At 66.2% G+C, this 20,545-nt stretch carries 18 protein-coding genes; all 18 read left to right on the forward strand.

Annotated features, from left to right (window positions below):
* Positions 1 to 103: 103 nt before the first annotated feature.
* Positions 104 to 5,974 (forward strand): manganese-oxidizing multicopper oxidase MnxG, encoded by a 5,871-nt coding sequence (gene mnxG, locus PVV54_RS10885; RefSeq protein WP_274909930.1) that lies wholly within the window; start codon positions 104 to 106, stop codon positions 5,972 to 5,974.
* Between the two features lie 18 nt (positions 5,975 to 5,992).
* Positions 5,993 to 7,978: a cytochrome D1 domain-containing protein gene (locus PVV54_RS10890; protein WP_274909931.1), complete on the forward strand. Its 1,986-nt coding sequence runs from the start codon at positions 5,993 to 5,995 to the stop codon at positions 7,976 to 7,978.
* Positions 7,975 to 8,631: an SCO family protein gene (locus tag PVV54_RS10895; protein WP_274909932.1), complete on the forward strand. Its 657-nt coding sequence runs from the start codon at positions 7,975 to 7,977 to the stop codon at positions 8,629 to 8,631. Before PVV54_RS10890 ends, PVV54_RS10895 begins: the two co-directional genes overlap by 4 nt.
* On the forward strand, positions 8,628 to 9,284 hold the full coding sequence (locus tag PVV54_RS10900) for an SCO family protein (RefSeq protein ID WP_274909933.1): 657 nt from the start codon (positions 8,628 to 8,630) through the stop codon (positions 9,282 to 9,284). Before PVV54_RS10895 ends, PVV54_RS10900 begins: the two co-directional genes overlap by 4 nt.
* Before the next feature lie 194 nt (positions 9,285 to 9,478).
* Positions 9,479 to 10,954, forward strand: a complete 1,476-nt coding sequence (locus PVV54_RS10905) for a cytochrome c/ABC transporter substrate-binding protein (RefSeq protein ID WP_274909934.1) — start codon at positions 9,479 to 9,481, stop codon at positions 10,952 to 10,954.
* A 12-nt stretch (positions 10,955 to 10,966) separates the two neighbouring features.
* On the forward strand, positions 10,967 to 11,608 hold the full coding sequence (locus PVV54_RS10910) for a SurA N-terminal domain-containing protein (RefSeq protein WP_274909935.1): 642 nt from the start codon (positions 10,967 to 10,969) through the stop codon (positions 11,606 to 11,608).
* 237 nt (positions 11,609 to 11,845) lie between these two features.
* Complete coding sequence (locus tag PVV54_RS10915; protein ID WP_274909936.1) at positions 11,846 to 12,379, forward strand: response regulator; 534 nt, start codon at positions 11,846 to 11,848, stop codon at positions 12,377 to 12,379.
* A 60-nt stretch (positions 12,380 to 12,439) separates the two neighbouring features.
* Entirely contained in the window at positions 12,440 to 14,158 is a 1,719-nt protein-coding gene (locus PVV54_RS10920) for a GspE/PulE family protein (protein WP_274909937.1), read from the forward strand.
* Positions 14,139 to 14,921: a hypothetical protein gene (locus PVV54_RS10925; protein WP_274909938.1), complete on the forward strand. Its 783-nt coding sequence runs from the start codon at positions 14,139 to 14,141 to the stop codon at positions 14,919 to 14,921. The genes PVV54_RS10920 and PVV54_RS10925 overlap by 20 nt, the downstream gene beginning before the upstream one ends.
* Before the next feature lies 1 nt (position 14,922).
* Complete coding sequence (locus tag PVV54_RS10930) at positions 14,923 to 15,465, forward strand: pilus assembly protein (protein WP_274909939.1); 543 nt, start codon at positions 14,923 to 14,925, stop codon at positions 15,463 to 15,465.
* Complete coding sequence (pilO, locus tag PVV54_RS10935; RefSeq protein ID WP_274909940.1) at positions 15,452 to 16,003, forward strand: type 4a pilus biogenesis protein PilO; 552 nt, start codon at positions 15,452 to 15,454, stop codon at positions 16,001 to 16,003. Before PVV54_RS10930 ends, pilO begins: the two co-directional genes overlap by 14 nt.
* Positions 16,003 to 16,497, forward strand: coding sequence for a hypothetical protein (locus tag PVV54_RS10940; RefSeq protein ID WP_274909941.1), 495 nt, complete (start codon positions 16,003 to 16,005; stop codon positions 16,495 to 16,497). The genes pilO and PVV54_RS10940 overlap by 1 nt, the downstream gene beginning before the upstream one ends.
* Positions 16,494 to 18,356, forward strand: coding sequence for a secretin N-terminal domain-containing protein (locus tag PVV54_RS10945; RefSeq protein ID WP_274909942.1), 1,863 nt, complete (start codon positions 16,494 to 16,496; stop codon positions 18,354 to 18,356). The genes PVV54_RS10940 and PVV54_RS10945 overlap by 4 nt, the downstream gene beginning before the upstream one ends.
* The gene (locus PVV54_RS10950; protein WP_274909943.1) at positions 18,353 to 18,826 is read left to right on the forward strand and encodes a type II secretion system protein; all 474 of its coding nucleotides are present in this window, start codon (positions 18,353 to 18,355) and stop codon (positions 18,824 to 18,826) included. The genes PVV54_RS10945 and PVV54_RS10950 overlap by 4 nt, the downstream gene beginning before the upstream one ends.
* A gap of 5 nt (positions 18,827 to 18,831) precedes the next feature.
* Complete coding sequence (locus PVV54_RS10955; RefSeq protein ID WP_274909944.1) at positions 18,832 to 19,206, forward strand: type II secretion system protein; 375 nt, start codon at positions 18,832 to 18,834, stop codon at positions 19,204 to 19,206.
* Entirely contained in the window at positions 19,181 to 19,708 is a 528-nt protein-coding gene (locus PVV54_RS10960) for a type II secretion system protein (protein WP_274909945.1), read from the forward strand. The genes PVV54_RS10955 and PVV54_RS10960 overlap by 26 nt, the downstream gene beginning before the upstream one ends.
* Positions 19,705 to 20,103, forward strand: a complete 399-nt coding sequence (gene csgE / locus PVV54_RS10965) for a curli production assembly/transport protein CsgE (RefSeq protein ID WP_274909946.1) — start codon at positions 19,705 to 19,707, stop codon at positions 20,101 to 20,103. Before PVV54_RS10960 ends, csgE begins: the two co-directional genes overlap by 4 nt.
* Entirely contained in the window at positions 20,100 to 20,513 is a 414-nt protein-coding gene (locus PVV54_RS10970) for a curli assembly protein CsgF (protein WP_274909948.1), read from the forward strand. The genes csgE and PVV54_RS10970 overlap by 4 nt, the downstream gene beginning before the upstream one ends.
* Positions 20,514 to 20,545: the final 32 nt, after the last annotated feature.

The raw sequence follows: 20,545 nt of genomic DNA on the forward strand, positions 1-20,545 counted from the left end.
CACTTCACTCCCCGTCATAACCCACTGAAATACCTACCCTTTACCACCTGGCACACACCTTGCTCCACCTCCTCGCAGAGTCCCCGCGTCCCGGAGGTGCAGCATGTCGACCCCGTACAAAGCCCCCGTCCTGACATCACTCGTGCTCGCCCTGATGGGCTGGGAAACGACCAGCGAGGCGGCTGTGCAGTGCCAGCGCACCCTGGTGGCGAATGTGGTGGCACTGGACCAGCCGCTGATGTTCAATCGCCTGGGCGCGCAAAACGCCAACGGCATGATGTTCGCCCTGCGCAGCGATGTGGTGGACGAAAACCAGATACCCCTCAGCAAGGGCGGGGCGGCAGTGCCCGGCAAGGTGACCCTGCGCCCCGACAAGCGCCCGCGCCCGATCGTGCTGCGGGTGGCCGCCGGCGACTGCCTGACGGTGAACCTGACCAACCTGCTGGCCTACCAGGCCAACCCCAACAAGCACGGCTTCGATCACGACGAAAACGAGGTCGAAGGCGAAGAGGGCGAGGAGGGCGAAGAAGCACCGGAAGTGGAAAACGAAGGCGGTGAAAACTTCGTCGCCGACGAACAGGTGACCGACCGCCATGTGGGCTTTCAGGTCAATGGCATGCAGGCGGTCAACAGCATCGCCGACATCGCCGCCAATACCGGCCGCAATGGCAACTACCTGATCGCCCCGGGTTCCTCCCGCAGCTACACCCTGTATGCCGAGCGCGAAGGTGCCTTCGCCGTCACCAGCCAGGGCGCCACCTTTGGTGGCCAGGGCAACGGGGGCAACGTCGCCAACGGCCTGTTCGGCCAGGTGGCGGTCGTCCCCAAAGGTGGGCGTACCTACCGCAACACCCTGACCGAAGAGGAAATGCGCCTGGCCAGCACTGGCCGCGCCGCCACCGGCCAGCCAGTGGTCAATTACGACGCCCGCTACCCGCAAGCCGAGCCATGGATCACCGAAGGCAAGGCTGGCAAGCCGATCATCGCCATGGTCGACGGCAATGAAATTCTCAGCAGCGAAACCGATGCCATCGTCATGGGCCCCAACCCCGACGGCAGCTTCCCACGTTCCACGTACCCGCTGGAAAGCGTGAACAAGCGCAACCCGGCGCTGCCCAACCGGCTGGAGGCGTTCCGTGATTTCGCCTCGCAGTTTGCCGATGAAGTGGCCGCCACCCAGGCGTTCCCCGGCTACTGGGCCGACCCGGTGATGGGCCACGTACTGGAGCCGGCGCGTGACTCGTTCATGATCAACTACGGCTCCGGTGGCATGGGCGCCGAAGTGGTGGCCAACCGCCTGGGCGTGGGGCCGATGCATGACTGCCTGTCGTGCGCTTATGAAGAGTTTTTCCTCAGCTCGCACACGGTGGGTGACATCGGCACACTGGTGGACGTACCGGCCAACACCGGCCTTGAAAACATCCGCCCCGGCGAAACGCCACCGGCGAGCGCAATCGGGGTCAAGGCCAGCATGGCCCTGTACCCATCAGAGCCTGCCAACGTGCACCACAGCTACATTGGCGACTTCACCAAGTTCCGCAACACCCACAACGGCCACGAGCAGCACATCTTCCACCTGCACGGCCACCAGTGGCTGTTCAACCCCAATGACGACAACTCCGACTACATCGATGCCCAGGGCATCGGCCCGGGTGTCGGCTACACCTACGAGATCGCCAACGGCGGTTCAGGCAACCGCAACCGGGTGGCGGGCGACGCCATTTACCACTGCCATTTCTACCCGCACTTTGCCCAGGGCATGTGGGCCATGTGGCGGGTGCACGACGTGTTTGAGGAAGGCACCCGGCTGGAGGTCAGCGGCCAGAGCGAGCAAGGCTTCCACACCACACCGTTCGCCCTGCGCAGCGGCAAACCGGCAGTCGGCGCCCGTGCGCTGCCGGACGGCGAGATCATCGCCGGCACGCCGATCCCGGCCATCGTGCCGTTGCCGGGCAAGGCCATGGCGCCGATGCCGGGCAAGGTCGTGGTGGTGCCCAAGCTTGCCGACACCCTGGTGGCCGAGCACGACGATGACGACGAAGGCGAAGAAGCGGGCGATGATGACCACGGCAACGCCCCGGCCGCTGCCAAAGCGGTGGGCTCGCTGGCACTGGTCGACCGCAGCGAAACCAACCGCAACGCCGACGGCAGCCTGAAAAACCCTGGCTACCCGTTCTGGATCGGCGGCATGGAAAGCAGCGTGGGCCAACGCCCACCCACTCCACCGCTGGACATGCTTGACCCGGCGCTGGCGCGCCAGCTGAAGGACAGTGGCCAGGCCCTGTGGGCCAACCTCGACGGCAACCAGGTTGATGGCTGGGACGGTGGCCTGGGCCGCCATACGCTGGACGGTGTGTCTGCCGGTGGCGAGGCCGAAACCACTACCACCAAGCTGGACTTCTCCAAGGTGGTGCACAAGGCCAAACCCATCTACATGCCTGAAGAGGGCACCGACGTCGAACAGGCCGCCATGCAGTTCCACGCCAAGGCCGAGCACCCCAGCTTTGCGCTGATCCCCGGCAGCCAGCCGGTGGCCAAAGCATTTCGTACCAACGGCGCACTGCCGACTGCCGGCGCGCCGTTCTTCGAGCCGTGCATGGATGACCGTGGCAAGCGCCTGACCCAGTCGTCCGGCGTGGGCGAATTCTTCAGCGGTGAAAGCCTGACCGGCATGAGCTTCCGTGGCGCGTCCACTTTCACCGCCGACCGCCCGCGCATCTACAAAGGTGCCAACATCCAGTTCGACGCGGTGTACAACAAGGTCGGCTACCACTTCCCGCAGGCCCGCATCCTCGCCCTGTGGGAGGATGCCTGGCCGGTGATCACCAAGCAGCGCCCGCCAGAGCCGCTGGTGATGCGCATGAACACCTTCGACTGCACCATGTACACCCACACCAACCTGATCCCGTCGTTCTATGAAATGGACGACTACCAGGTGCGCACCCCCACCGACGTGATCGGCCAGCACATCCACCTGCCCAAGTGGGACCTGACCGCCGCCGACGGCTCGGCCAACGGCTGGAACTACGAAGACGGCATTCTCTCGCCCGGCAGCGTGGTCGAGCGTATCCATGCCATCCGTGCCTTCAACGGCTGCACCGACGGCGACAGCCGCGACGGCACCGCCGCCTGCCCGAAAGCCAAGCTGCACCCGTACTTCGGCCGCTTCGGCCGGGCCGACTGGGTGGGCGCACGCACGGCCATGCAACGCTGGTTCGCCGACCCGCTGGTAAACGTGCACAACGTCGACCGTGGCCTGGGCACCATCTTCACCCACGACCACCTCGGCCCATCGACCCACCAGCAGTTGGGCCTGTACGCCACCGTACTGGCCGAACCGGCAAACTCCACCTGGTACCACGCCGAAACCGGCGAGCAGCTGTACAACCCGGCTACCCGCCAGGACGGCGGCCCGACTTCCTGGCAGGCGGTGATCAAGACCGGTGACCACGACGGCGACGGCAAAAACGACAGCTACCGCGAGTTCTTCCTGGAGTACAGCGACTTCCAGCACGCCTATGAAGCCGGCGTGTACGTAGGCGCCGGCCCCGACGGCATCCCCAATGGCCAGGCTTACCCGGCCACCGCCGACAGCTTCCGCTACGCCATCAACCCGCCCGTGCGCCAGGCCGCGTCGAACCTGCTGGAATCGGTGGTCGAGTCCCGTGGCGGGCTGAACCCGGGCTGCCCAAGCCGCCCCTGCCCGCAGGCGATCTCGGTGGATGACCCCGGCATGTTCGTCGTCAACTACCGCAACGAGCCGCTGGCGCTGCGCGTGTTCGACCCGAACAAGGTTGGCCCGGACGGCAAGCGTGGCATGCAGGCCGACGGCCTCGGCGGCGACCTGGGCTACGCCCTGCAAAGCCGTACCGACCGTGCCATCCCGGCGATGAATCTGGCGCCTGCGGCGATCACCTCGGCGGTCGGCCCCACCGGTGGCACCACGCAGTTCCCGCCCAACATCAACGTGGCCGGCAGCGAACCTGGCGACCCGTTCACGCCGCTGCTGCGTACCTACTCCGGCGACAATGTGCGCCTGCGCATGCACGCTGGTGGGCATGAAGAGGAGCACAACGTCACCCTGCACGGCGTGAAGTGGCTGCAGAACGGCACCGGCTTTGGCATGAGCTCCAACTCGGGCTGGAAGTCGTCGCAGATGATCGGTATTTCCGAGCAGCTGGGCTTCATGGCGCCGGTGTCGATGATCTCCAGTTCCGCGGCTACCAACGGCGACTACCTGTACTCGCTGGACGCCGCCCTGGAAGGCTACTGGAACGGCATCTGGGGCATCATGCGCAACTACACCGCCCAGCGCGCCGACCTGTTCCCGCTGCCCAACAACCCGCAGCCGGTGGCCATGCGCAACACCGTGAACTTCGACGGCATCTGCCCGAAAACCACGGCTAACCCCAACGGCATCGGCACCCGTGCAACGGTCAAGCGCAACTATGAAATCGTCGCCGCGCTGGCCAACGACATCCTGGAAAACCGCCACGGCGTAAGCATCAACGACCCGGCCGGCATCGGCCAGCATGTGGGTGGCCCGCTGAAAGCCAATGGCGGCACCCTGGTGTTCAACAGCCGCAAAACCAGCATCCCGCAAGTGACGGTAACCGACGAGGAGGACGGCGCCACCTTCACCGTGGGCGGCCACAGCGCCCCGCTGCATGACCCGACCGCCGTGCTGTACGTGCGCAAGGCCGACCTGGACACCAGCACCGGTAAGCTCAAGGCGGGCATCCCTGTCGAGCCGCTGGTACTGCGCGCCAACGCCGGCGACTGCATCAGCATCACCCTGGAAAACCGCCTGCCGCTGGTCATGCCCGACCTGCCCAGCACGGCGGTGATGCAGAACGTGGTCAAGCGCGACCGCAACGGCAGCGAAGGCTCCACCGCCTTCAACAACAACCTGATGCGCCCGTCCAGCCACGTGGGCCTGCACGCGCAGTTGCTGGCGTACGACATCACCAAGTCCGATGGCGTGAACGTGGGCCTGAACCCGGTGCAAACCGTGCCACCGCGCAGCGGCAGCAGCGGCGCCTACCCGACCAAGGTGTACCAGTACTACGCCGGGCACCTGGAACGTGAAGGCAAACCGGTGCTGCAACTGGGCCGTACGGTGGACAACATCAACACCACGGCAATCGAGTTCGGTGGCCTGAACCTGACCCCGGCGGATGTGATCAAGCAACCGCAAAAAGGCCTGGTCGGCGCCATGAGCATCCTGCCGCAAACCGCCACCTTCACCGAGGACGCCGCCAGCCGTGCCCAGGCGACCGTCAAGGTCAGCGGCCAGCCCGACTACCGCGACTTCGTCACCGTGTGGCAGCGCTCGTTGAACATGCGCTGGGCCGATGGCCGCCCGGTAGAAGGCATTGCCACCGAAGGCAACGGTGTGCCGGGCGACCCGAAAGACAACGGCAACATGGCCATGAACTACAAGACCGAGCCGCTGTGGCTGCGCTTCGGCCTGGCGCCGGACGCGCCGTTCGGCCACGCCGATGGCTTTGGCTTTGCCGATGTGCCCAACGCCCACATGGCTTACAGCAACGCCCTGGTCGGTGGCGACCCGCAAACCCCGGTGCTCTGGGCCAAGCCCGGCCAGCCACTGCGCAGCCACGTAGTGATGCCCAGCGGTGGCAGCCGAGGCATCACCTACCAGCTTGACGGGCACCTGTGGCCGCTGCACGCCTACCAGGCCGAGAAAAACGACCTGGACGGCTACCCGACCAGCCTGCCAGGCATTGGCTCGGTGCGCTTCGGCTACAACCCGATGTCGATGTACGTGGGCGCCCAGGAGAGCGTGCTGCCGGCAGCGCACTTCAGCTTCATGATCCCCAGTGCCGGGGGCGCTAACGGAATACCGGGCGACTACCTGTTCCGTGACTACGCCGCGTACGGCAACACCTCGGGGCTGTGGGGCATCCTGCGGGTCACCAACGATGCACCGCCGGCAACGGCGCCGGCGCAATAAGATAGGGGGCGCACCACCATGTATAACAAGAAAACCCGCCCTGCCTTGCTGGGAGTGCTGTTGGGCGCGGCGTTGATCGGCCTTGGCGTTGCCTATGAAGAGCTGTGGTGTGACCCCCGCGAGCTGCTGCAGGAACCTGCCGACCCGCAGGCCCTGCACCGGCTCAGCCGGGATGGTGTGACCGTGGAGTTCGAAGCGCGGCCATTGGCCGGCGCCGAACTGCGCGAGGGGGCGTTCGCCAATATCCGCTTCAAGGTCACTGACCAGAACACCGGCCAACCGCTGTCGGGCATGGCGCCGGGGGCCTGGATCGACCCGGCGCAGTCGGCACCGCTGGAGGGCGGTAACCGCGACCAAAGCTGCAAGGCCCGGGTGGCGTTGTTCCTCAAAAGCAGCATCGGCGCCCGGCCATTACTGGACCTGAACAGCTACTTCCTGCTGGTGCTGAACAAGGACGCCAGCCTCACGGTGATAGACCCCACGGTGTCGGTAGGGGGCGTAACCAGCACCATGGCGCGCATCGAGCTGCCGGGGCGGCCCATGGACTGGACCGCCACCGGTGACGACAAGCAGGTGTTCGTGTCCATCCCTGAACGCGGCAAGGTGGCGGTGATCGACACCGAAACCTTCACCCGCGTGGCCACCCTGGACGCAGGCGAGCAGCCGGTACGCGTGGCCCTGCAACCCGATCAGCACCGCCTGTGGGTGGGCAACAACAGCAGCGACCCGGCCAAAGGCGGGGTGACGGTGATCGATGTACCTGGCCGCACCACGCTGAAAACCTTCGCCACCGGCTCCGGCCACCACGAAATCGCTTTCAGCGCCGACTCGCGCTATGCCTTTGTCAGCAACCGCGACGGCGGCACCCTGAGCGTGATCGACATCCCCGACATGCGCCTGGTCAGCACCCTGGAAGTCGGCCCGCACCCGTTGGCCGTGGCGTACTCGGCGCTGTCCCAGGCGGTATATGTGACCGATGGCCAGGAAGGCACCGTGCGGGTGATCGATGCCCGCAGCCATCAGCCGCGCCATATCGTCAAGGCCGAGCAGGGCCTGGGGCCGATGCGCTTCAGCAGTGATGGCCGCTACGGCATCGTGCTCAACACCCTGGAAAACCAGGCCCTGGTGATCGATGCCAGCAACGACCAGTTGATCCATCGCATCCCGGTGGCAGCCGAGCCGTACCAGCTGACCTTCACCAAGGGCTACGCCTACGTGCGCGGCCTGGCCTCGTCGCGGGTCAGCATGATCAACCTCAGCAGCCTGGGCGAAGGGCGCCAGCCGATCATCCAGAGCTTCGAGGCCGGCCCGGCTGCGCCACGTCAGGCAGGTGACCTGCCACTGGCCCAGGGGCTGTCGGTATCGCGCGACGACAACTCGGTGTTCGTGGTCAACCCGGTGGACAACACCACGTACTTTTACGCCGAGGGCATGAACGCGCCGATGTCCGGCTACAACAACCGTGGCCACCAGGCCCGCGCCGCCATCGTCATCGACCGCAGCCTGCGCGAGGTGGCACCCGGGGTGTATGGCTCCACGGTGAAAATGCCGGCCGCAGGCAAGTTCGACGTGGCCTTTTTGCTCAACCAGCCGCAGATCATCCACTGCTTCAGCACCGATGTGGCGGCGGCGCCCGATGCCAGCAAACGCCGGGGGGCGCACGCCGAGTTCATCGGCCTGGACCAGCCGCTGCCACAACACAGCGCTGTTACCGCCAAGGTGCGCATCGTTGGCGATGACGGCCGGCCACGGTTGGGGCTGGACGATCTGAGCCTGCGCTACTTCCTGGCGCCGTCGTCGATGCCGCGCAACCTGCGCCTGGAGGAAGTGGGCGAGGGCGTGTACCAGGCCGCGCTGGTGTTGCCCGAACCTGGCGCCTGGTACCTGCATGTGCAGTCGCCATCGCTGGGCCGCAAATTCACCGAAGAAAACTACACCAGCCTGCGCGTGCTGCCCGCCGCCGCCGCTACCGCTTCCCAGACTGACGTGAGGAGTGTGCAATGAACGCCAAGCCTGCCTGCAAGCTGTTGGCCCTGAGCCTCGCCCTGGCCAGTAACCTGGCCTTGGCCCATGCCGGCCACGACCACAACGCACCCGCCGCCGCGCCGCCCGCCGCGCATTCCGAGAAGGCCAGCGTGCGCTTTGCCGATGTTTCATTGCTCGACCAGACCGGCATGCCGGTACGCCTGGAAAAGGACCTGGTGGGCGACCACCTGGTGGTGATGGGTTTCATCTACACCAGCTGCACCACGGTGTGCCCGGTGGTGTCGTCGATCATGGGCAAGGTCCAGCAGCAGTTGGGCGGCCGGGTAGGGGAGGAAATCCGCCTGGTGTCCATCAGCGTCGACCCCCAGCGTGACGATGCCAAGCGCCTGCAGCAATACGCCAAGGCCTTCCAGCATGGCCCGGGCTGGAGCTGGCTGACCGGCTCGCCCTATGCCATTACCGAAACCCTCAAAGGCCTGGGCAGCTTCAGCGCCGACCTCACCCAGCACCCGCCGCTGATTTTGGTGGGGGACGGGCGCACCGGCCACTGGACCCGCTACTACGGCTTCACCGACCCCAACGTGCTGATTGAAGAGGTCAACCGCCTCAGCGCTCGCCGCGTGCATGCCAAGAGTACAGCCATTGCCGAACATCAGGAGGTGCAACCATGAGCAGCCAAACCGTAGGCATGCGCAGCCTCGACTGGTTGGTGCTGGCCGCCTGCCTGTGGATTTTCGCCTCCATGGCCATGGCCCATGAAGGCCACGGGCAAGCGGCGCCCAGCCCGCAACCGGCGCCGCCGACCATGGCCAGCGGCGGCGGCACACGGGATGCCCAGACCTGGTTCACCGACACCGTGCTCAAGGACCAGAACGGCCGCGAGTTGCGCTTTTACAGCGACGTGCTCAAGGACAAAGTGGTGATGCTGAATGTGATCTTCACTCATTGCACGGACGCCTGCCCGTTGATTACCCGCAAGCTGCGTGACGTGCGCGATGCCATGGGGCCGGCGCTGGCCAGCCAGGTGACCTTCGTGTCGATCAGCAGCGACCCGCTCAACGACACCCCCGCGGCGCTCAAGGCCTTTGCCGGGAAGCAGGGCGTGGACAACCCCAACTGGCTGTTCCTGACCGGCGACAAGGCCAGCGTCGACCTGGTGCTGGGGCGTATCGGCCAGTTCCTGCCCAGCCCCGAGCAGCATTCCACGCAGCTGATCGCCGGGGACGTGGCCGGCAAACGCTGGAGCAAGATCCGCCCGGATGCGCCGCCTGCGGCGATTGCCCAGCGGATGCAGTTGCTGACCCAGCCATTGGCCGGGCGGTAGCCGCCATGAGCTTTTTCTGGACGCACCTGCCCGTAAGCTGGCGCGGCTTTTGTGGGAGCGGCCTTGTGTCGCGAAAGGGCTGCGAAGCAGCCCCGGCGATTCATGCTTCGCTGCGACCATTCTGGGGCCGCTGCGCGCCCCTTTCGCGACACAAGGCCGCTCCCACAGGGGCATGTCAGAGGCTTGCCTGGTTGATGACATTCACCTTCAGCATCGCCTTTCACGGCTCGGCCCTTGCGCTTGAACTCACGCCTGGGGAACAAGCCGGCAAACGCCTCTACCGCGAAGGCCTCTCCACCTCCGACGCGCAACTCACCGCCCGCGTCGGCGCCAGCGGCATGAGCGTGCCCGCCAGCGTATTGCCCTGCGCCGGTTGCCACGGTACCGATGGCCGCGGCCGCCCCGAGGGCAATGTGCGCCCCCCCAGCCTCGACTGGCAGCGTCTGGCCCAGGGCAAGGCCTACACCGACGCCAACCTGGCCCGCGCCATCCAGCACGGCATCGACCCCGCCGGCAACCGCCTCGACCCGGCCATGCCACGTTTCGAGCTGACCCTGGCCGACCAGCGCAACCTTACCGCCTACCTCAAGCGCCTGGGCGAAGAACGCGATCCCGGCGTGGAGCAGAGCGTGCTGCGCCTGGGCACGCTGCTGCCCGCCAGCGGGCCGTTGGCGGGTGCCGCTCACGTGGTGCGCGCTGTGCTGGAGGACGCCATCGCGCAGTTGAACCAGAACGGTGGCATCCACGGCCGGCGCCTGGAACTGGTAGTGCTCGACCCCGGTGACAACCCTGCCAGCGCCGAACAGGCCCTGAGCCGCCTGCTCGATCAGGAGCAGGCCTTCGCCTTGATCGCCCCCATGGCGCCGATGCTTGACCAACGCCTGGCCACGCTGCTCGAACAGCACCGCGTGCCCTTGGTCGGCTCGACCCCGCGCAACGGCGGCAGCCTGCAGATCTTCGACCCCATGCCCGACCTCGCCACTCAACTGCTCAGCCTGGCACTGCACGCCCGCGATGTGCTGGCAGTGCCCGCCGATGGCTTGCGCGTGGTTTATGCCGGTGACGAGCAGGCGCCGCTGGCTGAGCAGGTGCGCGAGCGCCTGCAACAACAAGGTCTGGCCCCCGCACCGGTTCAGGCGTTTGACGGCCAGCCGGTGGACGGCGAGGGCATTCTGTTCCTGGGCCGCGCCCAGTCCTTCACCGAGCTGGCCCAGGCGCTGCAAGCGGCGGGGCGCCATCCTTACCTGTTCGCAGCCTCCAGCCAGGTGGCCGGCGGCCTGGTCAAGCTACCGGCGCAATGGTCGCAGCGTGTGTTGCTGGCGTATCCGTTCGTGCCCGGCGACTGGACCGCACAGGGCCAGGCAACGCTGGCCGGCCTGCAACAACGCCAGCACCTCGACCCACGCCAGGCGTCGCTGCAGGTCAGCACGCTGTGCGCCATGCGCCTGCTTACCGAAGCCTTGAAGCAGATCGGCCGCGACGCCAGCCGCGAGCGCTTGATGGCCGCGCTGGAGGGCCTGTACGACGTGGACACCGGCCTTACCCCGGCGCTGAACTTCGGCCCCGGGCGGCGCCAGGGCATGGCCGGGGCCCATGTGGTGGCGGTTGAGTTGCCCGGGCCACGCTTCACCGCCGTTGCCCCGTACCGGCCGGTGCCGGTCAACCCTTGAAAGGAGGTCAGCATGCGAACCCTGTGGTTGTGCCTGTTGTTGTCACTGGCCGGCGCCAGCTGGGCCGATGTGCCGGCGGCTCGGGTCAACGGCGTGGACATCGGCGTGATGCGCCTTGAACGTTACTTCAGCGACTACCTGCAGGCTCAGGGCCGGGCGGTGACCAGCATCCGCAACCCGACGCTGTACAAACGCCTGCGCGGCCAGGCGCTGGATGAGCTGATCGACAAGGAGCTGCTGTGGCAGGAAGCGCAACGCCGTGGCATTGTCGTCGACGACGCGCAGGTGTCGAAACAGGTGGGTGAGCTCGAAGCCGCGTTCGGCAGCCCCGCCGTGTTCGAGCGGCGCCTGGCGGATGCAGGTTTCGACCGGGCAGGATACGCTGACTACATGCGCCACGAACTGGCCGCGCAGCAGGTGTACGCCGAGCTGAGCGCGGTCACGCCCCCCAGCCAGGCTGAAGTGGAGGCGTTCTACCAGGCCAACCAACAAAAACTGCAAGGAGCACCGAACCAAAGTGCTAACACTTCGGTCGTACGGGAACAGGGCCTGGCATTGGCCAGGGCCGCGCTCATCGGGCAACTTCAGGCGCAAGCGCGCCGCGACGTACGCCAACGTTTGCGCGAATCCGCTACAGTGGAGGTCGCCGACTGAAGCCCCCGACAGCGCTTCCCCAATGCTGGGGAATAACGGCTTGGCAATGTGCCATCACTTTCCCCGGTTGTGGGGAAGCGTGGGCACGGCCGCCCTGGATGTAGTGGGTGTCAGCAATAAGATCAATGACTTACAGCGGTGCAACATGAATCATCATGCCTGGCACGAAGCCTGCTCAAGCCTGTACAAGGGCGCACTTCGCAGACCGGGGAACCGGGCAGTTCTTGGGAGTCGACCTTGGTGAACAGAGTATTGGTAGTCGATGACGAACAGACCCTTGCGCAAAACCTGCAAGCGTACCTGCAGGCGCAAGGCCTGGAAGTTCATGTTGCCCACGACGGTGCCAGCGGCATCGCACAGGCTGAACGCCTGGCGCCGCAGGTGATCGTGCTGGATTACCGCTTGCCCGACATGGAGGGGTTTCAGGTTCTGGAGGCTGTACGCAAGAACAGGCAGTGCCACTTCGTGCTGATCACCGCTCACCCGACCGCCGAGGTCCGTGAGCGGGCCGCCGAACTGGGAGTGACCCACGTCCTGTTCAAGCCGTTCCCGTTGGCGGAACTGGCCCGTGTAGCCTTCGACCTGATGGGCATTCAGCGCCAGCGCAGGGCCACGGACAACCCGGCAGAGGGGTTCGTCGAACGACGCCAGAACAGGAACCAATCGTTCCCCTTGCAGTTGTTCGATGGCAGTTGGGTGCTTGCAGACCGTCGCCGTAATGGCGCCAAGCCCCCAGGCACAGACGACGACCAACTGCTCACCGGGGAATAGCGGCGCCCGCGGCCCTGAGTGATCCAGCCTGCGACGCGCCCCTGAGCGGAGTCGCAGGCCATGTCCGATGTACGCGATACTGTAGGAGCGGATTTATCCGCGATCGGTCTCCCCCCGATCCCCCGACCAACCGCCTACCCCCGCGACCTGCTGGCCCAGGCCCGCCTGCAAGCCAGCGACGAGCGCTTGCTCAACTGCCTTGAACGCCTGGCCGCCGACACCCCCGACACGTTCCTGCAACGCCTGGGCGCCACCCTGCATTACCCGGTGCTGGCCAGCCAGGCCCTGCTGGCCAGCCACCCACGTTTCGACAAGGTCAGCCTGGCCCAGTGCCTGAAACGCGAGTTCGTGCTGATCGAACAGGGCGGTGAACTGCTTGGCGTGTTCGCCGACCCCTTCGACCACGCCCGCCTGGCCTGGATCGATGACGTGCTGCAAGGCGCGCCACTGTACCTGGCCCACGCCGCCGACCTGGCCACCTTCCTGGCCCGCCACGAAGAAAGCTTCCACGCCGTCGACGCCCTTGACCACGAGGCCGAGGCCAGCAGCGAGGCCGACCCGCTGCAGCGCCTGTCGCTGACCAGCATCAGCGAAGACCAGAGCAAAGTGGTCAAGCTGGTCAACTCCACCCTTTACGACGCCCTCAAGCAGCACGCCAGCGACATCCACCTGGGCATGACCGGTCAGGGCCTGACCATCAAGTACCGCATCGACGGCGTGCTGAACGGGGCCGGCAAGGCCAGCGGCAGTGCCTTTGCCGACCAGGTGATCTCGCGTATCAAAGTGATGGCCGAACTGGACATCGGCGAAAAGCGTGTGCCCCAGGACGGCCGCTTCAAAGTGGCGGTGGGCGAGCGGCAAATCGACTTTCGCGTGTCGATCATGCCCAGCATCTTCGGTGAAGACGCCGTGCTGCGGGTGCTCGACAAACAGGACCTGTCCGACCGCGTCAGCGGCGTGCAACTGCAGGCCCTGGGCTTTGCCGACGAAACCCTGCGCGCCCTGCGTCGTCTGGCCGCCGAACCCTACGGCATGATCCTGGTCACCGGCCCCACCGGCAGCGGCAAGACCACCACCCTGTACGCCATGATCAGCGAGATCAACCACGGCGTGGACAAGATCATCACCATCGAAGACCCGGTCGAATACCAGCTGCCGGGGGTGCTGCAGATCCCGGTCAACGAAAAGAAAGGCCTGACCTTTGCCCGTGGCCTGCGCTCGATCCTGCGCCACGACCCGGACAAGATCCTGGTGGGTGAAATCCGCGACCCCGACACCGCGCAAATCGCCGTGCAGTCGGCGCTCACCGGCCACCTGGTGTTCACCACCATCCACGCCAACAACGTGTTCGACGTGATCGGCCGCTTCAGCCAGATGCAGGTCGACCCCTACAGCTTCGTTTCGGCGCTCAACGCCGTGCTGGCCCAGCGCCTGATCCGCCTGGCCTGCCCGCATTGCTGCACGCCGTGCGAAGCCGATGACGAAACCCTGGCTGCCTCGGGCCTGACCCGTGAGGCGGTGGCTGGCTGGCACTTCGTGCGCGCCCAGGGCTGTGGCCAGTGCCGTGGCAGTGGCTACCGCGGGCGCAGCGCCATTGCCGAACTGCTGCACCTGGACGACGACCTGCGGCAGATGATCGTCGAACGCCGCCCCCTGTCGCAGATCAAGGCGCTGGCCTGCCAGCGCGGCCTGCGCCTGCTGCGTGCTTCGGCCCTGGACCTGGTCCGCGAGGGCCGCACCACCCTTGAGGAGATCAACCGTGTCACATTTATCGCCTGATCGATTCTGCGCCGTGGTCGGCGCTGAAGGTGTCGGCCTGGGTCGCTGGCACGCCACTCAACCGCAATGGCTGGGCAGCCGCGCATTCACCTGCGACGCCGCGCAACCGGCGTGGGAAGCCGCCCTGCAGGCGCTCAGCGCACTGCTTGCAGAACACGCCGTGCGCGGCGCCGAGTTGCGGGTGCTGCTGTCGGCGCGCTACAGCCGCTTCTGCCTGGTGCCCTGGAGCGATGCCATAGGCAACCCGCGCGAACTGGACGCTTACGCCCGGGCCTGCTTCGAAAACCTCTACGGCCAGTCGCTGGACGACTGGCGCATCGTGCTGTCGCCCGAGCCTGCCGGTGCCGCGCGTATCGCCACGGCGCTACCCCAAGCCCTGCTGCAAGGCCTGCAGGCGCTGAGCCGGCATAGCCAGCTGAAGCTGCGCTCGGTGCAGCCCTACCTGATGGCCGCTTTCAACCGCTGCTCGGCGAAGCTGGCCCAGGGCGACTTCCTCTTCGTACTTGCCGAACCCCGCCGCAGTGTGCTGATGCTGGCCGCGGGCGGTGCCTGGCAACAAGTGCTGGCCCAGGGCTGCGCCGACAGCGACCAGGCCCTGCAGGCACTGATAGACCGCACCTGCGAACTGTATGGCGAGCACATGCCACCGGTGTACCTGCATGCGCCGGGCCGGGGCGATGTGCCGCAGTTGGAGGCCGTGCAGCTGTGCCAGCCGGCCGGCGACAGCGACCCGCTGTGCGCCATGTGGCGGGCGGTGGCCTGAGATGCGCCGCCTCGACCTGGAATTTCAGCCCCGGCGCAGCGGCGCGCTGGCCTGGTCGCTGCTGGCCCTGGCCTGCGCCGTGGTGGCGCTGCTGGTGCTGGTGCAGCAGCACCTGCAAGCCGAACAGGTTGGCCTTGAAGCCCGCGTGCACAGCCTTGAACTGCAACTGGGCCGCCGCCCGGCCACCGCCGCACCGCAAAACACCGCCGCCAGCCGCGAGCAGGCCGAACGCCTGGCGCAGATGCGCAACGTGTCGCAGCAACTGCAGCGGCCCTGGCAGCAACTGTTCGGCATGCTCGAAGCGCAACCGCAAGAGGACGTGGCGCTGCTGAGCCTGACCCCGGACGCGCGCAAAGGCCAGGTTCGCATCGCCGCCGAGGCACGCAACCTCGAAGCAATGTTGCAGTACCACCAACGCCTGGAACAAAGCGCCGAGCTCAGCGACGTGTCGCTGCTCAACCATGAGGTAGTGGCCAACCAGCCCGAACACCCGGTGCGCTTCAACCTCACGGCAACCTGGGAGACCGGCCATGCGCGTCCCTGAACTGATCCTTCACGAGCAGCTGCGCCGCATCGGCCCGGTCGGCCTGGCCGGCGCTGCTGTCGCCGCCCTGGCGCTGGGTGTGGCACTGGCGGGCGTGCTGCCACAGTGGCAAGCCCTGCGCGAACTGCAGGCCAGCGAGGCGGATGCCAGCGCGCAGGTGGAGCGGGTCAAGCGGGGCGAGCTGAAAATTGCCGTCAAGCCCGAGCAACAGGCGCTGGACAGCCTGCGCCAGCAACTGCCGGGCCAGCCGGAGGCCAGCGAACTGATCGAGCGCCTGTACCACCTGGCCCGTGCCGAAAATATCAGCCTGGCGCGCGGCGAGTACGCACTGGGCGTCGACCCCAAAACCCAGCTTGCGCGCTACCAGATCGTGCTGCCGGTGCGTGGTAGCTACCCGCAGATCCGCGGCTTTCTCAAAGGCCTGCTCGGCCAGTTGCCGACCCTGGTGCTCGAAGACCTCGAGCTGCAACGCAAACGCATCGGCGACAGCGAGCTCAACGGCCGCCTGCGCATGACCCTTTACCTGTCGAGGTCGTGATGAACATTCAGCGTGCGGTGGTGTGGGCGGGGTTCCTCGGTATTGCAGGTGCACTGGCGTGGGCGCCGGGGCATTGGTTCGGGCAGGAGGACGAGGTGGCGGCCATCGCGGATAAATCCGCTCCTACAAAGTCCCCTGTAGGAACGGCTTCAGCCGCGATGGCGTCGGCACAGGCCTCCCGCAACCTGTTCCCCACCCAGCAATGGACCAAACCCCAAACCCTGGCCACCGTCACCGAACAACCGGCAATCGCCACTCCCGTCGCCGCTGCAGCCCCCACGGCCCCGGCCCTGCCATTCCAGTTCGTTGGCCGCATCGGCGACCGCGACGACCTGCAGATCTTCCTGCAGAGCGGCGAAAAACTCTACGTCGTGCGCCAGGGCGACGTGATCGACGACACCTACCGCCTTGTCCGGGTATCAGCCAGCGAGCTGGACCTGGTTTACCTGCCCTTGCATCAGTCACAGACCTTGTCTGTAGGGAGCGCACCATGAAGCCATCGAAGCCGTGCAAGCCTGCTCCGTTCCTGCTGTTGGCCCTGTGCGTGGCCATCGCCGGTTGCGGTAGCAGCGCGGTGCGCAAGGACAGTGACGAGCTGATGAAGGAGGGCCAGTACGAAGCCGGTATCGCCCGCCTCGAAGAGGCCCTGCGCGACGACCCGCGCGACACCGAGCTGAACATCGCCCTGGCCCACGGCCGCCAGACCGCCGTCGAAGCGCTGCTGAGCCAGGCCGACAGCGACCGCATTCGCCACGACTTCGCCGGTGCACGCATGGGCTATGGCCGGGTGCTGACCATCGAGCCGAACAACCGTCGTGCCCAGGAAGGCATCCGCCAGATCGAGCTGATCCGCACCCTCGACGAGCGCGTGGCCTTGGGCCAGGCGGCGCTGCGCCAGGGTGACCTGTTTGGCGCCGAGCGCTACATGCGCGAAGTGCTGCGCCTGGACCCGCAAAACCAGAAGGGCATCATGCTGCGCAGCGACATCGAGAACGTCCAGGCGCGCACCGCGCAGCCGTTCCCGCAGCTGCGCAGCAAGCTGGAGCGCCCGGTCACTCTGGAGTTTCGTGACGCCGCGCTGAAAACCATCTTCGAGGTGCTGGCGCAGGTTGCCGGCATCAACTTCATCTTCGACAAAGACCTGCGCCCCGACATGAAAGCCACCATCTTCGTGCGTGACGTGCGCATCGAAGACGCCGTGGCGCTGCTGCTGGAGCAAAACCAGCTGCACCAGAAGATCGTCAACGACAACACCTTGCTGATCTACCCCGACTCGCCGCAAAAGACCAAGGACTATCAAGAGCTGGTGATGCGCACCTTCTACCTCACCAGTATCGACGCCAACACCGCCCTGAACATGGTCAAGACCATGCTCAAGACCCGCGACGTGTTCGTCGACGAACGCCTGAACACCCTGACCATGCGCGACACCGCCGATGCCGTGCGCATGGCCGAGAAGCTGCTGCAGTCCCAGGACCAGTCCAACCCCGAAGTGGTGCTGGAAGTGGAGGTGATGGAGGTGGCCCGCTCGCGCATCCTCGACCTGGGCCTGCAATGGCCCAACACCTTCGGTGTGCTCAGCGATGACGGCAGCCCGGTGAGCGTGCTCGACCAGTTGCGCGGCATCAATTCCAGCCGCATCAGCATCTCGCCGGCACCCCAAGCCAAGATCAACGCCCAGGACAAGGACATCAACACCCTGGCCAGCCCGGTGATCCGCGTCAGCAACCGTGAGCAGGCGCGCATTCACATCGGCCAGCGCGTACCGATCATCAGCGCCACGTCCGTGCCGTCCACCCAAGGCCCGGTGATCACCGAAAGCGTGACCTACCTGGATGTCGGTCTGAAGCTCGAAGTACAACCCACCGTGCACCTGAACAACGAAGTGGCGATCAAGGTGGCGCTGGAGGTCAGCAACGCAACGCCCCTGGAAGCCACCCGCCAGGGCACCATCCCGGTTCAGGTCGACACTCGCAACGCCCAGACCAGCCTGCGCCTGCACGACGGCGAAACCCAGGTGCTGGCGGGCCTTGTGCGCAACGACAAGACCTCCAGCGGCAACAAGATCCCGGGCCTTGGCGACATCCCCGGCCTGGGCCGGCTGTTCGGCAGCAACCGTGATGACATGAGCAAGTCCGAGCTGGTGCTGGCCATCACTCCGCGCATCGTGCGCAACCTGCCGTACCAGAGCCCGTCGGACATGGAGTTCTCCACCGGTACCGAGTCGAGCCTGCAGGTGCGCCAGGTGGCGCCATTGCCCGCCCGCGAAGTACCAGTGGACGACACCGACAATGTGCCGGCCACCACCAGCCAGATGGCGGTGGTGCCAGGCACCGTGAGCCCACGGCCATGAAACGCCGCCAGCAGGGCTTCAGCCTGATCGAAGTGGTGCTGACCCTGGCACTGCTCGGGCTGCTCGCCAGCATGGCGGCGCCGCTGACCGAAACCGTGGTGCGCCGTGGCAAGGAGCAGCAGCTGCGCGAAGCGCTGTACCAGATTCGTGATGGTATCGACGCCTACAAACGCGCCTTCGACGCCGGCTTCATCGAAAAGCGCCTGGACGCCAGCGGCTACCCGCCCAACCTGCAGGTGCTGGTGGACGGCGTGCGCGATGTGCGCAGTGCCAAAGGCGCCAAGTTCTACTTTTTGCGGCGCATCCCCCACGACCCGCTGGTGGCGGCCAAGGACGAAGACGCCGGTGGCTGGGGCCTGCGCGCCTACGACAGCAGCCCCGACAACCCGCGTGAAGGGCAGGACGTGTTCGATGTGTATTCCCGGGCCCGCGGCAAGGGCCTCAACAACATCCCTTACGGGCAATGGTGACGGCCATGAAACGCAGCCGAGGCTTCACCCTGATCGAATTGCTGGTGGTGATGGCGATCATCGCCACGCTGATGACCATCGCCATGCCGCGCTACTTCAACAGCCTGGAAAGCTCCCGCGAGGCCACCCTGCGCCAGAGCCTTTCGGTGCTGCGCGAGGCCCTGGACCACTACTACGGCGACACCGGCCACTACCCGGACTCGCTCGAGCAACTGGTGGAGCAGCGTTACCTGCGCAACACCCCGGTGGACCCGATTACCGAACGCAGCGACGCCTGGCAACTGGTGCCACCGCCAGAAGGGGTGGCGGGCGGCGTGGCCGATATCAAGAGCGGTGCAACAGGGAGGGCGCGTGATGGCAGCCTCTTCGCAGAGTGGTAAGGCCTGCGCCGGCTTCACTTACCTGGGCGTGCTGCTGCTGATTGCCGTCAGCAGCGTGGCCCTGGCCGCCAGCGGCACGGTGTGGTCCAGCGTGACCCAGCGCGAGAAAGAGCGCCAGTTGCTGTGGGTGGGCGGCCAGTACGCCCAGGCCCTGCGCAGCTACTACCGCGCCTCGCCGGGCCTGGCGCAGTACCCGCAAGACCTGGCCGACCTGCTTGAAGACAACCGCTTCCCGCAGGCCCGCCGGCACATCCGCAGGCTCTACCCGGACCCGATCACCGGCAGCGACGACTGGGGCCTGCTGCGCGCCATCGACGGGCGTATCACCGGCGTGCACAGCAAGTCCGACGCCACCCCGTTCAAGCGCGGCAACTTCGACACCCAGTGGTCCGGCTTCGAAGGCCTGGAGCACTACAGCGACTGGCAGTTCGTCGCCGAGCAGGCGTTCAACGAAAGCGCCAGCGGCACCCGCGTACAGAGCGGTAAAGGAGATACGCCATGAAGCGCCTGATCGCCCTGTGCCTGAGTTTTGTCATGGCTGCGTTGCCCAGCCTGATTCGCGCCGCAGCCGAAGAAGAAATGATGGGCTTCATCGTCGACAACACCATCTCGCACATCGGCCACAGCTTTTACAACGATTTCACCGACCGCCTGCGCGCCACCAGCCGCCTGGACTTCAACCTGGTGGTGCGCGAACGCCCGGATGCCCGCTGGGGCAGCCTGGTGACCGTGGAGTACGAGCGCGAAGTGCTGTACCGGCGCTTTTTGCCGCCCAACGTCACCGAATTAAAAGAAGAGGCCGTCACGGCTGCCGACTCGGTCAAGCAGCAGATCATTCAACGCAAGCTGCAACGCCTGCTGCAGGACACCACTGATCTGGAGAGGGATGAGCTATGAAAACGCGCACTGCGAACTGCATCGCCGCCTGCCTGCTGGCCGGCACCTTTGCTGCCCAGGCCACGGAGCTGGTGTACACCCCGGTCAACCCGGCGTTCGGTGGCAACCCGCTCAACGGTACCTGGCTGCTGAACAACGCCCAGGCGCAGAACGACCATGACGACCCCGACCTCAAGGACCGCAGTTCGGCCTTTGCCGGCACCTCGGCCCTGGAGCGCTTCAGCAACCAGCTGGAGTCGCGGATGTTGTCGCAGCTGCTGGACAACATCGGCAATGGCCAGACCGGGAGCATGGCCACCGACGCGTTCCTGATCGACGTGATTGACGACTCCGGAGCCTTGAGCATCCAGGTCACTGATCGCGCCACGGGAGAAATTTCGATCATCGAGGTCAGCGGCCTGAACCCCTGAGAGGGACGGCTGGTTACTTGGGGAGAGCACAC

Source organism: Pseudomonas sp. PSKL.D1, assembly GCF_028898945.1.
Classification (GTDB): domain Bacteria; phylum Pseudomonadota; class Gammaproteobacteria; order Pseudomonadales; family Pseudomonadaceae; genus Aquipseudomonas.